General features: G+C 59.6%; 8 protein-coding genes. 2 read left to right on the forward strand and 6 right to left on the reverse strand.

Annotation, left to right across the window (positions count from 1 at the left end):
- Positions 1–28: 28 nt before the first annotated feature.
- A complete protein-coding gene (locus WX88_RS16455; RefSeq protein ID WP_046245496.1) occupies positions 29–670 on the reverse strand; it encodes a hypothetical protein in 642 nt (213 codons plus the stop codon).
- 130 nt (positions 671–800) lie between these two features.
- Entirely contained in the window at positions 801–7,022 is a 6,222-nt protein-coding gene (locus tag WX88_RS16460; RefSeq protein WP_046245497.1) for an alpha-2-macroglobulin family protein, read from the reverse strand.
- Positions 7,023–7,219: 197 nt separating this feature from the next.
- Between WX88_RS16460 and WX88_RS16465 the strand changes: the two genes are divergently transcribed.
- Complete coding sequence (locus WX88_RS16465; protein WP_197076813.1) at positions 7,220–7,996, forward strand: outer membrane beta-barrel protein; 777 nt, start codon at positions 7,220–7,222, stop codon at positions 7,994–7,996.
- Positions 7,997–8,583: 587 nt separating this feature from the next.
- Here WX88_RS16465 and WX88_RS16470 read toward each other — a convergent pair.
- From WX88_RS16470 to WX88_RS16480, 3 genes are all read right to left on the reverse strand, one after another.
- Complete coding sequence (locus WX88_RS16470; RefSeq protein WP_046245499.1) at positions 8,584–9,564, reverse strand: FG-GAP-like repeat-containing protein; 981 nt, start codon at positions 9,562–9,564, stop codon at positions 8,584–8,586.
- Positions 9,565–9,580: 16 nt separating this feature from the next.
- On the reverse strand, positions 9,581–9,889 hold the full coding sequence (locus tag WX88_RS16475) for an integrin alpha (protein WP_046245500.1): 309 nt from the start codon (positions 9,887–9,889) through the stop codon (positions 9,581–9,583).
- A 343-nt stretch (positions 9,890–10,232) separates the two neighbouring features.
- Positions 10,233–12,023, reverse strand: a complete 1,791-nt coding sequence (locus tag WX88_RS16480) for a T9SS type A sorting domain-containing protein (RefSeq protein ID WP_046245501.1) — start codon at positions 12,021–12,023, stop codon at positions 10,233–10,235.
- 687 nt (positions 12,024–12,710) lie between these two features.
- Between WX88_RS16480 and WX88_RS16485 the strand changes: the two genes are divergently transcribed.
- Complete coding sequence (locus WX88_RS16485; RefSeq protein WP_046245502.1) at positions 12,711–14,447, forward strand: helix-turn-helix transcriptional regulator; 1,737 nt, start codon at positions 12,711–12,713, stop codon at positions 14,445–14,447.
- 587 nt (positions 14,448–15,034) lie between these two features.
- Here the strand turns inward: WX88_RS16485 and WX88_RS16490 are convergent.
- Positions 15,035–15,925, reverse strand: a complete 891-nt coding sequence (locus tag WX88_RS16490) for an SDR family oxidoreductase (protein ID WP_046245503.1) — start codon at positions 15,923–15,925, stop codon at positions 15,035–15,037.
- Between the last annotated feature and the right edge of the window lie 8 nt (positions 15,926–15,933).

Here is a 15,933-nt window from a genome sequence, read left to right on the forward strand (position 1 = left end):
CGTTGTTGTTTTTACTCTCCTATTTAATCTAACGGCGGCGATGCTTCTTGCTGCTGGCCTTCGATTTTGAAGAGCTGCTTTTCTTAGTCGATTTGTGGGCGCTGCTTTTTTTCGAGCTGCTCTTTCTAGCAGTAGTATGCTTACTCTTCCTCGTGCTCTTGCTAGCCTTGGCACGGGCAGATGACTTGGCTTTCGACTTTGATTTGCTTGTCTTAGTGCTGTGGGTAGTTGACTTGTGAGATTTAGCCTTGTGGCTGGAGCGGCGCGACGAGTGGCGGGCCGCACGGCGGGCCTCGGCTCTGGCTTCGGCGCGCGACTCTTCGCGGCGGGCAGCGGCCCGGCGAGCGGCCAGCATCTCGGTGTGGCGAGCCTCATAGCTACGAGTAGTGTGGGCCGGCACAACGGCTTCGCGGGCTTCCTCCGCCGACTCGGCGTAGTGCGCGGTCACATCCGATTCTGGAGCGGCGGTGTTATCTTCTTCAACGGCTTTGGGAGCCTCTGTCACAATCTTTTTGCGACGCACCGGCATCAGGAAATCCCGTTCGGCCCGTTCGCGTAAGCTCAGATTTTCTTCGCCGGGCAGCTTCGTAACAGGAATGGCTTTCTCGTTTTGAGCCTGGGCTCCGCTCCAAGTGAGCAGCAGCGAAAGGATGATTAAGAAGTGCTTCATAGAACAAAAAAGTAAAAACTATGGAAGACAAATCTACAGTCTACCCCGGCTAGATGCAACCCTGACGCGGTTTTAACCGCTCAGAAGGCTGTTTCCGCAGTCCAAGGGCCTGATTTACCCGTTCGCCGGCTTAGCGGGCTACCTGCAGCCGCCGACCTGCCGAATGCGCCCCAAATTCCGGCGCGTACAGGCACCGCACCTCGCTCAGCCCCCCGGAAAAGTCGCCCGCCTGCGCCCCCCGCAGCCGGTATTCAAACACGTGCGTTCCGCGTGGCACCTCACTCAAAAAGAAGCTTGTAGCTGCGTCACGTGGCGACTCATAGTAGCCCAGCCCGTTCTGGTAGTGGTAGCCACTGGTCTGGTTAATGGGTTCCAGCCCGGCGGCGCGCTGATCTTTCAGATGCACGTACTCCAGAGCGCGGTCGGTGCGCAGTACCAGGCGAACCACCAAAGTTTCGCCTACCGTGAGCGGCTTGCCGGCCCCAATTTTTTCCAATAATGGTCCTCCCGGCGTGCGGGTCTCCCGGTAGAGTTGGCGCTCTAGGCTGAGCGACGTTGCGGCCGGCGCCACCTTGTCAATATCTTCGAAATATTGCCAGTAGAGCGCCCCCCACGCTACGCCCGCGTCGGGCTTGGCGATAGTGACTTTGCCCTGCGCCGGCTGCACCTCCGCGGCCGGCCAGTTAGTCTTAAAGTAGCCAGTACCCGCCTGCGCCGCCTCGGGCCGGATGGCCTGCTCTCCGACGGTGATTTGCAATGGCTGGGTGGGCGCCAGCCAGTCGCTGCCGCGTAGCAACAGGGCGTAGCAGGCGTCGGCCGTGGCGCGGGTGCTTTCCCAGTTGTGCGTCTGCTTCTGCTTGAGTAGCCAAAGCTTCATTTCATCCACCGATTTCTGGTCCTTTTTCACCTCATCAAACACCTCAATGAGCGTAGCCTGCGTTTCGGTCGGAGCTTCGCGCCAGTAGTAGCCGCCACGCACTTCCTTCCAGTACATGCCCAACTCGGGCGAGTGCAGGGCGTTTTCGGCAAGGCCACGGAGGATTTCCTGCGCTGCCGGGTTGGCTTTGCTTTCGCGGAAAAGCAACAGCGCTATCTGGGCTTGCAGGTAGCGCGTCTGGGTCGGCCAGTACTTGGCGGCCTGCCCCCGGTAATAGGCATAGGCTAGTTTCGAGGGCGCGGTGGCGGCCTGCTGCGGCCAGAAGCTGCGGGCGTACAACGCCTGAATCTGCAAGTCGCCGAGGTGGTCGTCGGTCAGCTTCACGTTTTTGACGCGGCGCAGTTCGGCATAGTCACGAGTGGTGGCTTCGTCGAGGTAGCGCAGGGCGCTTTGCAGAATGTCCTGAGCTATTTCGTCCTGGCTGGCATCGAAAGCACCCAGCCGCTTCAGCTTACCAAACCCGGCCACGATGAGCTGGGTGATGTAGCGGTCGTCGGGCATCTTCTCAAACCACGGGAATGCGCCGCTGCTCGCCTGCATTCGTTGCAGCTTGGTGAGGGCCGCGGCCGTTTCGGTGCGCAGGCGGGCTTCGTCAAACAGCGCGCTCAGGCGGGTCAGGCGCTCGGTTTCGCCTTGGGCATCGCGCACCCAGGGCGTCTCTTGCAATAGCAGATTCTTTAGCTCCTGGTTTTGGGCCAACTTGCTGGCTAAGGCATTTTTCTGGGCGGCGGTGCCACTTTGCGCCTGGCGCGTCCACTCAGCCAGTATGGTTTTGAAGCGCGGGTTGGCTTTGAGAATCTGGGCCGCCAGCAGGTTGGCATAAAGGCGGCTGAAGACCTGCTCGGAGTGTTCGTAAGGGTACTCCATCAAATACGGCAGGCTTTGCACGGCGTACCAGGCGGGGTTAGCCGTCATCTCCAGCGTGAGGCCGTAGTTACGGCGCGTGGGGCTGCTGGTGCTGGTCAGCTTTTGCAGCTCAAACGTGCGGGTGCCGGGTCCCACGATGGGCAAAGGCAGGCTCTCAGTGACGAGAATGCGGTTGGGCAACACCGGCAGGGTGTTTTCCTCGCCGTCGGTGAAATTGGTGCTTGGTGCCTGGTGCTGGGTGCCGGACTTTTTACCCTTACGCTTAGTATTTCTATCCTCCTTATCAGGCATCAAGCTCCCTGCACTCACAACTACCCGATACGTCACGGCGGCTGGCGCGAAGTCAGCAGGCACGCTGATTTCCCAGCTCAGACTGATGCTCTGGTGCGCGGCGGCTGAAATGGCTTGCTGGGTGTTGCCTTTCAGCAACTGGCTGGTGAGGTCCTGGCCCGTGACGGCATCGAGCAGAAAGAGCTGCGCGGTGCCGCCGGTGGCGCGGTCGGCGAGGTTTGAGAACTTGGCGGGGAAGCTGAACGTGTCGCCCTGCCGGAAAAAGCGCGGCGCATTGGGCGTAATCTGGATTTCCTTCTGGGTGACGAGCTGCCGGGCGAGTTGGCCGCGGTGCAGGCTCTTATCGTGAGCCAGGGCCAGCAGCTGCCAGCGCGTCACGGCCTCCGGCATCTGAAATTCAAGCACGATGTCGCCGTTCTTATCCGTGCGCAAAGCTGGCTGCCAGAAGGCCGTTTCGCGGAAGTCACTGCGAGCAGGCACGGCGGTAAGGTCGGGGGCCGCGCCTTTAGCCGGTCGACTGCTCATAGCAGCATCAGCTGAATTACCTGCTGCTGATGTTTCCACAAATCCAGCATGTCTTTCGTCATCACTCAGCCTCACTGACGAGGCCATTGGTGCGGGCACGCGGAGGGCCTCTTCCATCATCCCACCCCCACTAGCCTTGTCAACGGCTCCATAAGGCTGCCCACCGATAGAACGTTTTTTGCCCATCACCCTCCTATACTGTGGTCTTGCGTCGAGAAAGGACTCGGTATCATAACTCAGTATTGGGTATTGTATATCAACTGGCCGTTCCTTTGTTGCTGTGTAGACAAGGGGTGATGAGTTCAACTCCCTAAATTCTCCCTGCCACGCGAACTGTGCCGGACTGTAGCCTTGCCCGGACTCCAGCTCCATAAAGCTGTGCGGCCGGAAAATATCCAGGCTCTGGTCATACAGTGTTGCCAACAGTTCCGCTTCCGCCGCTTTGCCGTTGGCTTGGTGAATGGTGACGCGCCAGGTTTCCTTCTGGCCCGGCTGCAGCCGGTTGCGGAAGGTACTGATGGCGAGCTGCAGCGGCTGCGGCTTGTCGGCTACCTGCACTTCGGCATCGTGGCGGTAGAGGTGGTTGTCGCGCACCTGCGTAGTGTGAATGTAGAGTGGCCCAACGGCGGTGGTAGGACCGCTTTCAAGGCTCAGACGGCGTTGCTCGTTGGCATTCAGCGTGAGCCACTCCTGACGCAGCAACTTGCCTTCGCGCTCCACTTCCAGTAGCACGCGGGTGCCGGCTTCGCTGCTGCCCAGCAGCAGGGTGGCGGGTTGGCCGGGCGCCACCGTGTCTTGCAAAACCACGACCCAATCGGGAGTGGCAAAGGGGACCGTAGCGCCTCCCGAATCGTAAAGCGTGAAATCGAGCCACGCCCGGGCCGAATCGGCGCCCGCCGCCTGCGCTTCGAGGCGGTAGCGGCCGGTGGGCAGCGCTGCCAACGCCGCTTTCAGGTCCAGTGCCGTACTACTCTTGGTGTCAAATGGCAACGTGCTGACCAGCTCCGGTTGGGCTTCATTGTCCTTGGTTTCGGGGGCGGGGCCGGGCACACCGGGCGGGTTGGGGCGGTAGCGGCGGGCCAGCAGGCGCAGGGTACCGGCGGCGGGCAGCGTCTCCCCCGTGGCGTTGGTGCCCAGTAGGGTGAACATGGGCAAGCGCTGCCTATCGACCAATTCGGACCCTACTATACTTATAGTAAGCGGGTTGCGGCCGATGGGAAAGCTGCGGTTGCCGGTACGGGTTTCGCCGGCCGCGTCGGTTACGTCGGCCGTTATTTCAAACAGATAGCCCGGCTCCCAGTCACGTCGGTCCACCGTCGGGGGCACCAGCGGCGGCGTGAAAGAGATGCTGAAGCGGCCCTCGACATCGGTGGTAGTAGTGCCGTGGGCAATTTCCTGACTTGTGTTACGGGTCGGCCGGTACGAGGTCCGTCCGGGCCAGCCGTAGTAGTCGAACATAGGCAACAACTCACGCCGCACAACGCGGTAGCTGACCGTGGCTCCGTCGGTGGCCTGCCCGGCGTAGGCACGGGCCTGCCCGCCCATCGTCAGCGGCTGGCCCAATTGAGGCCGGCCGGGTACCGAATCCAGCTTAACCAGAAAAGTGGGTCGCTTGTAATCTTCCACCGCGAAGCCGATGGCGCCGTGGTCGGTTTGCAGGCTCATTTCGCCATTCAGCAGGCCGGTGGGCAATACCACGGAGCCATCAAAACTGCCAAACTCGGAGGTCGTGAAGGACAGTGTCCATACGGTTTGGCCGTTCACGTCCAGCAGCCGCACACTCAGCGGCTGTTTCGATACGAGGGTGCTCTTCGCGCGCAAGCTTTCGGTCAGGATTCCTTTGAAATACAGCGTCTGGCCGGGCCGGTAAATGGCCCGGTCGGTGAAGAGAAACGTGCGGCGCTGAGTTACCTCGTTCGCAGAACCCTCCGTCGGGATGTAGTATCCGTTCTGAATGGGCACCAGCAAGGTGTCCTTGCCCTGCCACACCCGCACCTCCTCCAAACGCTCTTCGTTCTGCTGCGTATCTACCGACGCCCCAGCCGCCACTGCTATCTCGCCGCCCGCATTTGAAGTCAACAGCTTACTTCGCCGGTACTCATTATTCTGTTTCGCCTGGTTGTATAGAATGTAGTTGGCGTAGGCATTCACCCCGGCCGCGGGCACCCCGTTCTGACGATTCAGCATCAGCAACGTGACAAGGCGGCCCCGTGGACTTCTTCGCTCAACACTACTCAATTTGCTGGCTCCCAGCAGGCCGTAGGTCGTCACCAGGCCGGGGCGTGACGCCATGGGCCTGGCAGCCTGATTACTGATGACCAGCATGTAATATCCTACCGGCAGCGCCGCCCCCGCCGTAGCGAATCGTTGTTCCTTGTAGTTGAGTGGATGCGGCGGCACGGGAATCGCCCACGTAGCGGCCGGCTTGCCGCTCACGACACGTGCCTGCCACCTATCTCGCTGCTCGGGACTAAGCCTATCCTCTCCCCGCCACTCTTTCAGCGAAATCCGGTAGGCCCAGGCGTGTAGCTCAGTCACATTACGGGCCTTCACATCAAGCCGCCAGGGCTGGTTGGGAACGACAATATTGCCCCCCGAAAACGACACTTCGGGCCGTTGAATTTGCTCTCTTATATGCTGCGCCAGCGCGGCGCCACGCGACTTTGGAAACCGGGCTTCGGCCTCCTGAGCCAGCTTCACGGCGGCCACCGGGTCGGTTTCGCGCAGACTTTCGGCCCGGCGAGCCATGAATTCCGTGCTGATGGGCAGCGCCTTATACGTCTCGGCCAGGCGCACCAGGGCTGGTTCGTAGTAAGCAGCCAAGTCCGTATTCTGGGTGAGGGTGTGCAGGTAATCAATACGGCTCAGGTCCACATCGGCCAGCGCGGCCAGGTTTTGGGGAGCCAGCTGCTGGCGCGAAGCCATGAGGCGCTGCAAGAGGCGCAGCGCGTGCAGCTGCCCGTTTAGCGAGTCCGGGGCCGGGGCCAGTAGGCGCAGCGCGGCAAACTCGGCCGCCGTCCCAAACAGCTTCGGATCAGTAAGCTGAAACTGCTGCTCGGGCCGGGTTACGTACAGTTCCCGGTTTTTCAGTCCCTCAATAGCGCGCTGGGCCAGCAGGTCATACAAGGTGGGGCGCAGGGCCCGGCCTTCGGCATCGCCGCCAATGGCCAGGTCGCCGAGGGCCGCCAGGGTAGTAGTGAGCTGCTCTTGGGGCGAGTCCTCCACCGACTGGTAGTAGTGCCGCACAATGGCCGAGCCCAGCCGGCTCAAGTCCCAGGTAGCGAGGCCGGTGCCAGCGTCGGCGGCGCCACTGGGGCCGGTAGTGGAGGCTGCACCGGCCGTGCGCTCGTAGATGCGGTAGCGGTTATGGTTTAAATAATACGTGTACTGCTCGGCCAGCAGAGAGTGCAGAATGGGCCGGGCGGGGAAAGTAGCGGTGGGTAGCTCCTTCTCCAGCAGGGCAATAGACTTTTCAGTTTCGTCCTCCTCCTTAGCTTGCAGCAGGCGCATTTTGTAGAGCAGCGCCCGCACGTAGGCGGGAGTATTCTGCTCCTTACGGGCTTGCTGGTAGATGGCTTCCACCAGCGGCGCGGCCGTGGCGGTTTGGTTTTTAGCCAGCAGCGCGTCAATCTTATTCCACCGCGCCGCATACCGGCCGGGCGGCGCGGGAACAGCAGAGTCGGAGCTAAAAATCATGGTCAGGAACAGGCAGGTAAACAGGAAGAAGCGCATAAGCAAATGGGCGCAAGGGTGGGTTGTGACCTTAAAGATGCCCGATGCGCTTTTATTACACACCCGATTGATAAAATCGTCGGCCATTATCGTCGTCTACCCAATGCATTGACTGAACAATTATGGCCCTTATTTTTGTCAATATTATTACGTTATCCACGCTAATCATTTTCCAACACCACCTTTTTTTGCTTTTCATGAAGAATCTGTTTACTGTTTTATTTCTTACCACTAGCCTCGCCGGAGCTGCTACCACTGCGCACGCGCAAACAGCCGTCACCTTTGGTGCTCGCCTGGGCTTCAACAGCTCTAGCTTCTCCTACAGCGGCACGCCCCCACAGCTAAATAAAGCAACGTGGTTGATGGGCCTGCATGTGGGCGGCACGGCCAACATCAGCTTCGGCAACCTGGCATTCCAGCCCGCTATCATTTTCACGCAAAAAGGTGCCGAGCTGAAAAGCTCGGGCAAGGAGGTTTTCGATGGCGCACCCATTACCTACAGCGTTATGGTTTCGCCCAAGCTCACCTTTATCGAGTTGCCGCTGAACATGGTGTACACCAGCGGTGGTGACCACGGCTTCCAAATATTTGCCGGGCCCTACGTGGCGCTGGGCGTCGGTGGTAGGGGCTCTTATGATTTCACTTTCAGTACTACCGACCCTAACCTGGCTGTCTACAATGGCAGCTACCCTGGCCCGCTGAAAATAGAGTACGGCAACCGGCAGAACGCGAATAATACCCAAAACACCCCCAATCCTACCTCCGCTCCTCCCCTCATCCTAACGTTCCATCGTTTTGATGCCGGCCTGAACGGGGGCGTGGGCTACCGGGTAGGTTCCTTCCAGGTTCAACTCGGTTACGGCCTGGGCCTCGTCAATTTCGTGCCCAAAGACACCGATGGCACCGACACTGGCAGCAAAAGATACCACCGCAGTTTCCAACTCTCGGCCAGCTACTTCTTCGACGGCAAGTAGGCCACCAGCTGGCGCGGCGTTCCAGCTCGTGCACCGGGCGGGTACGGGCAGCCTCCCCAATCAAGTAGATGTAATAGCTTCACCAATCAAAAGGCCGCTCCGGTATCCCGGAGCGGCCTCATTGGCAGCAAATAAGCCCCTTACAATCTTCAGATAAACAACGCGTTGAATAGATAGTAGTGCTCCCACCATTCTAGCAGGGGCGGCACCGCTCGCAACTGTTGGGCCTGCGCAGCAGTGGGACCAAGCTCCGCGCTGCTCCCAAGGGCAAGTGCTGGCTAGCCGCCAATCGGGCGCATAGGGCAGGGCCCAGGTCCGAAGCCGGCAGCGGGTCGGGGCGGCGTCGGCTGCGAACATAGGGCTTGTCAGAAAAGAGGCTGTCAGAAAAATAATTCTGACAGCCTCTTTTCTGACAAGGTGACAAAAGCCCTCGATCTTGTTGCTCATCACTGCCGACGTTGATTAAAAGCTTGGTCCAAAAGTTTAAATGGGTAGGCTGCTAGGTGTCGGGTTGCGGTGGCGTCGCAACGAGGCCCATGTTTAAGCAATGGCTTAAACATGGGCCCCTTCAATAGATAGCGGCAGATTTACCGAATCACGAAACGTTGAACGAAAACGCCGGTTTTGTTGCGCAAGCGCGCTATGTACACACCCGGCACCAGGCCCGTCGTCGATAGCACGCCGACGCTGGCAGTCGACTGTTGCGCTATCAGGCGCCCGCTAAGGTCCGTTACCGTTAAGCTGGCGTCGGGGCTCAGCGCCGCGGCTTCGCACTCGTAATGCACGAGCTGGCCGCATTCGGCTACTGTGGGGTAAATCGCCAAAAATTTCCGGGCTGTTGCCGATACAGTTGCTAAAGGGGTGCTGCGGCTGCCACGGTAGAAATAAACCCGGCCCTGAACATTGTCGGTTTGTCTGGCGCCCACCAGCACGTCGGCCAAACCGTCGCCGTCAACATCACCCGCTCCTGCCACACTCTCCCCAAAAAAGTTGCCCAAAAAGCTGTTATTGGTCGGGTGCGAGTCGTTTAGCACCACTGGGGTAGCACTGAGGCCCGCGGCCGTACCGCTGTACAGATAGGTTTGTCCTCTGGTGCCGGTGCCTCGGTAGGCGCCCACCAAAATATCGGCGAAGCCGTCGCCGTCCACGTCGCCGGCCCCCGCTACGGCGGCACCGAACATGTTGCTGTTGACGAACGTCGGCGCGCTGAGCGTGGTGGCATTAGCCGTTAGTAGTCCGGCGCGGCTGCCTTGGTACAGGAATGCCCGGCCCTCGTTGCCGTTGATGCAGCGCAGGCCCACCAGCACGTCGGCGAAGCCGTCGCCGGCCCCGGCCACGGCGCTGCCGAACAAGTTGCCGGCCGCGGTGCCCGGTTCGGCGAGCTGCACGGGTACGGGGTCGAGGCCCCCCGTGCGACTACCCCAGTACAGATAGACTCGCCCTTCTAAGTTGGCGGCATATTCAGAGCCCACCAGCACGTCGGCCAAGCCGTCGCCGTTCACGTCACCGGCCGCCGCGAGCACAGTGCCAAAGCGGTTATTCTCCGCCGCATTCGGCTCGGTAAGCATCAGGGGCGTTGATGGCCTAAGACCAGCTGCCCCCCGAGTACAAATAGGCCCGACCGCGGTCCTTGTCGGTGCCATTGGCGCCCACCAGCACGTCGGCAAAGCCGTCGCCGTTCACGTCACCGACGCCAGCTGTTGTATAACCAAAACTGTTGCCCGGCGCTGCTGCGGGTTCGGTGAGCGCTACCGGACTTACCAGGGCAGCTTGCCGAGCCGGAGCCGCCGGTTGGGCCCGCACAATGCGCGCCGGCAACCACCCCAGCAGCAACGCTAGCGGCAAGCCATAACCCCAGGAAAAGGCAGCATAAGAGGAACGTTTAGGAAACATCAGGAAAAGTAGGGTACGAGCGCAGTGCATGTGTAAACAGAAGAGAGAATAAAGAGAAGAGGGAAAAAGATTTTTTGCGGTGCGCTTACTGAAAAGCCTTTCGGGATAAAGTAAAAAAGTCAACTGCCGGATGAACCAGTCGACGTCGTTGCTTAACCCGGCGGCTGTGGTAACTGGTGACGTATGCCCGCTCAGGCCAATAAGCCGTCCAGCGCAATAGTGAGTCTCATCACTTATAATCACTTACAACTGTAAGGTGCTCATGGAGCCGCAAGCATAGAAATGGACGTCCTCGGTGGCCATTTCTACGCTTGTAACCCGTCCTTGCTGCTGGTAGCACGCGTTATTCCACGATAAGTTGATGGGCGGTTTGCCGGTCACCGGCTTGTACGCGCATTACGTATAGGCCCGCGGCCAACCCTGCCAGCGGTACCGCCGTCGTGGCTCCGTTTGCCGGCAAGGTGAGTGTGTGCGTGTGCAGCAGCTGACCCAACGCATTAATCAGTGTCACGGTAGCCTGTGCGGCCCCGGACCCGCCCGGTATTTGCACTACCGCCTGTCCGCGGGCAGGGTTCGGGTATAGGCTGACGCCCGCCAGAGTGAGCCGGGGCGTAGCGCTCAGCACCTGGGGCGCGTCCCGGAGCGAGGCCAAGTAGTTGGCCCGGGTGCTGGGATTGGGATGGGCCAGGGCGAAAGCGCCAAACTGGACTGAATTGCTGAAGAAATCGCCCACCACGTACACGTTCTCTCCGCTCACGGCTAGGGAGGAGGCGTCTTCTCCCCGCAAGCCGCCGGCCCCTTGCGCCCAGGCAAAGCTGCTGCTGGCGCCCGCGTCCGTGAGTTTGGCCACGAACAGATCCTCTCCGCCCGCTCCGGTCAGGGTGGTGGCCCCAAACGTGACCGTACCACCCACCCGCGTATTGAAGTTGCCGCCCACGTACACCGATGTACCCCTTACTGCCAAGTCGTTGACGGAGGAACCAGCCGCCGCCTGCGCCCAGTTGAAGCTACTGGTGCTGCCTGCGTCTGTGAGCTTAGCCACGAAGCCATTGACTCCTCCATTGGAGGGCACGGCAAGGGAGCCAAAGCTAACTACGGAATTTAATACTGCTTCCCCACCCACGTACACGTTGGGCCCATTCACGGCTAACGCCCTAATGTCTTCACCCCCCGACCCTCCCACTTGCTGCACCCAGGTAAAGCTACTGGTAGTACCCGCGTCGGTGAGTTTAGCTACGAAACCGTCTCTCCCATCGGGTCCTCCCCCCATGCTGTTGAAAGTAAAGGGGCCAAACCGAGCCCCGGCGTCGATGATGGTCCCGCCTACGTACACGCTGGTTCCCTCCGCCGCCAGGGCACGGACGGTTGGATAACTCGTGTCACTGCCAAACTGCTGGGCCCACTCAAAGCTGGCGGTGCTGCCAGCGTCCACTAATTTGGCGACAAACCCGTCCCCTCGACCCATGCTTTGGCCGAAGCTGGTGAGTGTTATCGAGCCAAAATCCGCCGTGCCCTTAAAATCGCCGGCCACGTACACATTTGCCCCGCTCACTGCCAGCCCACGGCCCCCAGATTCGGTGCTACCGGCACGCTGGGCCCAGACAAAGGCCCCGCTAGCGGCATCCAGCTTAGCGACGAAAACGCCGCGGCTGTTGGCGGTACCCGTCAGGGTGGTCGCCCCAAAGCTTACGATGCCTTCGAAATCCCCGGCTACGTAAACGCTCGTCCCGCTCACGGCCAGAGTAAAAGGAAACGTCATGTTGTTTCCCGCCGTTGCCTTTTGAGCCCAGACAAACCGGTTGTCACTGGGGCTCCATTTGGCCACGAAGAGGGTGCGGCGGCTGTTACCAGTCAGCACGGTGCTACCGATGGTCAGCATCCCGGTGAAGCCCCCGGCAATGTACACGTCGCCGGCCACATCGGTGGCCACGTCCATGACCACATAATCCGCACTGGCAGTTTGGTCGATGGCTAAGGCGGCTTGCCAAGCGGGAGCCGCCGGTTGAGCCCGCACGATGCGCGCCGGCAACCACCCCAGCAGCAACACTAACACCAAGCCATAACGCCAGGAAAAAGCAGCATAAAAGTGCCGTTTAGAAAACAGCAGGAAAAATAGAGTACGAGCGCGTTGCATGTGTAAACAGAAGAGGGAATAAAGAGAAAAGGGGAAAAGATTTTTAGCTGTGCACTTACTAAAAAGTCTTTCGGGGTAAAGTGAAAAAGTTAACTACCGGATGAACCACCCATTCAACGTCGTTGCTTAACCCGGCTGCGGCAACTGGTCAGGCTAGTACTATGGTTGAGCACTGAGGCCCTGCAGAACTGAAACCGGCTCAAAGCAGACGCCCAGCCCAAACCAGGAATGATGCAAAGGTCTGAGGTAGCTTGTCATATATCCCTCCTGCAAACGTTGATACAGTGTGTACTTCCTCCTAGGGAGGCGTGACATCATGTGTACAAGTTGCCATAGTTGTAATAATAATTGTTTTATTACAACTATTTAGACGTATGTTCTTTTAGCCCAGTCATTCAACGCGAAAGTCCCCTTCTACTACATTGTAGTCACCCGCTTGGCTTCGCCGACTGCCTAGGTACCGGAGCGTCTTATTATTTTGACAGTTGCGGAAGTAATACCAGCACTTGACGCGCTAACTTTACTCGACCGTACGCGGTTCAAGCGCTATCGGAAAACGGTCCTGGCAGGCCCTTCGACTTGAAAATGTACAAAAAACTACAGTTGCATTTCCCAATTACTGCCGGTCAAAGGGGAGTGGGCTTGAGGGCATGGTACTGGTTGATATTCCCAGCCCGTTGGGGAATATTGCTCGCGCTGTGGCTGCCACTAGTCAGCCAGGCTACCCAGCCGGCCAGTCAAGACTCTCTACGCTTAGAGCAACTCGCCGAGCAGGCGCTGCAAACGGCCGAAACCGATCCGTCGCGGGCGCTGATCCTAGCAACCGACCTTCAGCGCTTTGCGGCGCGTGCGCGTTCAACTCGGGGGCACGTGCTGGCTTTGCGCGTCCGCGGCTGGGCTCTGACGATGCAAGGCCATTTGTCGCAGGGCGAACAATCGTTTCAGGCGGCCCTGCCGTTGGCCGAGCGGCTAGCCGATAAGACCTTGCTGGCGCAGCTGCGCTTGTTACTGGCCCACGTGCAACGCCAGCGTGGCAATTATCCCGCCGCACTGGCTGGGGCATTACAAGCTTTGCGCCAGTATGAGCACGTCCACGACACGCTGCGCCAGGCCCGCGCTTTGCAGACCATGAGCAATATCGAGACGGACCTGAAAAATTTTAGCCAGGGGACAGCTTATGGCGAACGGGCAAAGCAGCTGTTGTTGCGGGCGCGGCGCCCCCCAGCCCCGCCGCTCACGCTGGCCATCACCTATACGGGGCTGGCCTCGAATTACGCCATGGTGCCTGATGCCAAGCGGGCCCGCCGTTACTTTCTGCTGGCCTTGGCTGGCTACCGGCAACTCGGCGACAGCCTGCGCGTCCTTGCAACGCTCTATAACTTAGGCGAATTTCACCTAAGGCGGCGCGAACTCAAGGCCGCCGGTTCTTTCTTGGCGCAAGCCCAACAACGTGTGGACCAATTGGGCAATGCGGCGCACGGCGGACGTGTCGGCCTCGGTCAGAACGTGGCCCTGGCCTCCGGCGAGCTGGCCTTGCTCCAGGGCGACTACGTGGCGGCTGACCGCCACCTCAACCTTGCTCGCCGCATTGCCGAGCGCAGCCAGGATTTACGCTTGCTTCCAGACGTATATGAAAACTTGGCAAAAGTGAAAGCCGCCCAAGGCCAATACCAGGCTGCTCTGCGTTGGCATAAGCGCGGCGATGAACTCAAGGACTCGTTGATGGGGCCCAAAGCGACTGCCCAAATGGCCACCTTACGCGCCCAATACAACCGCTCGCGCCAAGCTCAGCAGCTCCAGGCGCAACGCTTCCGCATCCGGGAGTTGGAGCAGCAGAGCCGTCTGAACCGCTTGGGGGCGGGGCTGGGAACGGTGCTGGTGGTGGCGTTGGCGGCGCTGGGGTGGCTGGCCTGGCAGCGCGTCCAGCTTCGAGCGAAGGCGGCGCATGCCACTCAGGCACTGCACCTGCAAGCCGCCGAAGATCGGCTGGCCCGCCAAAACCTGGAACTAACGTCCCTGGCCCTGGGCATGAGCCAGAAAAGCGAACTGCTCGAGACTCTGAAAGGCGAACTGTATCGCCTCGGCCAAGATGCCAATGAGGCCGAAACTGTACGCCAGCAGGTGGGTAAACTACGCCAGCGCCTCGAACAGCAAAGCCGCCCTGACCAGGAGTGGGAACAGTTTCGTCTACGCTTCGAGCAAGTACATCCGAGCTTTTTTATGACCTTACAGCAGCGCTTCCCCACCCTCACGCCCCACGATTTGCGGCTGGCGGCCTTGCTGCGACTCAACTTCGCCTCCAAGCCTATCGCCTCTCTGCTCGGCATTTCCGACGACGGCGTACGCAAGGCCCGCCACCGCCTGCGCCAAAAATTGGATCTACCCACCAACGCAAACATCACGGACTTTCTCATGCGCCTTTAAGATGGCAAGCACATCAGTAGAGTAGGTGGCGACCAGCGCGGGCAGCACTGCCCACAACTGTTGGGTCTAGACCTGCCGACGCAGCAATGGGGCCAGAGTCTGGGCCACCCTCAGCCAGGTGCGCAAGACAGCCAGATCGGGCGGCATGGGGCAGGGGGCGGCAGTAGGGCTGCTCCCAGGTCCAGAGTCGGCTGCAGGCTAGCGTTAGACCGAGCCGCGTTCCAGGGTGGCGGTAGGGCTTCTACCAGCAGGCAAAGCCGCACGTAGGCAACTACTGTCGGCCCGTCCCGGCCCAATGTCAGCCTTTACGAGCGGGGCTCTAAGACTCCTAGCCAGCCGGCTAATGACCCAAAGATCACGCCGTAGTGGGTGCGCACAGCATGCAGCATAGGGGCCACGGCTCGACTACTAGTATAGAGAGTGTCAGAAAAATAATTCTGACACTCTCTTTTCTGACACTCTCTGTGCTGGGAACTATTGCTCATTGCTCCCGCCATGCCAGCGGCAGGTAAAGCGGATAGATGGGTAATCTTCGCTTATTGTGCATGTAAATCCGCCCGTTTGGATGAGACTGAGAGGAGAACCCGCTATGGGCGCCACGCAACCCGTGCGGCCCATTGTTCTGCCAGTTGTAGTGAAACGGGCAAATGAACCAACGTCTGATCGCGCAGGTCGTGCGCCTGCAAAAAATCAGGGTAATTAGCCACGAAGCGGTATATATTAGCAATCTCCCGCGCGGCTTCGGCACCGAACGATTCCGCCAACTGCTGTTCAAACGCGTCGGGTGGAACAGCCACGAACTGGACCGGGTGACCAACAACACCCCCGATGATGGCCGCTACTTCGTCTCCGGTGAGCCGCTGCAGCCCCCCGAGGTTGAATTTCTGACCCACTAATTGGGGGCGTTTGATAGCCTCGGCAACGAATACGCCCAAATCATGGTGGCTAAGCCAAGCAACACGCGCATCAACTGCTACCGGGTAAGGCAAGATGTGCTCGTTCGTGACCAATGGTAATGACCACGGGGCCGCCAAGTTGTCGAGATAGATCGTCGGGCGCAGCGAAATGTACGGCAGTTCGTGTTGGTCAAAAATGGCCTCTGTCATCCGCTTGCTATCAATCGCGACGGCACCAACCGCCCGGTCGGGTACAGGAATACTGGTGTTGAATACGATTGATTGGACCGGAGCCGCAAGATGAGCCGCAACAATGTTGTGAGCAAACTGCTGAATCCGGTTGGTATCAAAAATTAGTGGAAACGTTAAGGCCACATGGTCCGCTCCCCGAAACCCGTTAATCAGGGAATCGACATCGTCAAGACTGCCCACTACAGATTCGAAGCGGTCGGCCCTCGGCGAATAGCTACCCTGCTCCTGTGGCTGCTCCAGAGCCCTGACGGTAAATCCTTGGTGTCCTAACTCGGCCGCGATGGCGGCTCCCTGAAGCCCGTTCGCACCTGTCACAAATACAGTTTTCATGGTTGAAA

Origin of the sequence: Hymenobacter terrenus (assembly GCF_000972495.1) — a bacterium.
Classification (GTDB): domain Bacteria; phylum Bacteroidota; class Bacteroidia; order Cytophagales; family Hymenobacteraceae; genus Hymenobacter; species Hymenobacter terrenus.

Coding starts and splice junctions, on each gene's coding strand:
- WX88_RS16455 (WP_046245496.1), bottom strand. CDS start 670: ATGAAGCACTTCTTAATCATCCTTTCGCTGCTGCTCACTTGGAGCGGA.
- WX88_RS16460 (WP_046245497.1), bottom strand. CDS start 7,022: ATGCGCTTCTTCCTGTTTACCTGCCTGTTCCTGACCATGATTTTTAGC.
- WX88_RS16465 (WP_197076813.1), top strand. CDS start 7,220: ATGAAGAATCTGTTTACTGTTTTATTTCTTACCACTAGCCTCGCCGGA.
- WX88_RS16470 (WP_046245499.1), bottom strand. CDS start 9,564: ATGCTTACCGAGCCGAATGCGGCGGAGAATAACCGCTTTGGCACTGTG.
- WX88_RS16475 (WP_046245500.1), bottom strand. CDS start 9,889: ATGTTTCCTAAACGTTCCTCTTATGCTGCCTTTTCCTGGGGTTATGGC.
- WX88_RS16480 (WP_046245501.1), bottom strand. CDS start 12,023: ATGCAACGCGCTCGTACTCTATTTTTCCTGCTGTTTTCTAAACGGCAC.
- WX88_RS16490 (WP_046245503.1), bottom strand. CDS start 15,925: ATGAAAACTGTATTTGTGACAGGTGCGAACGGGCTTCAGGGAGCCGCC.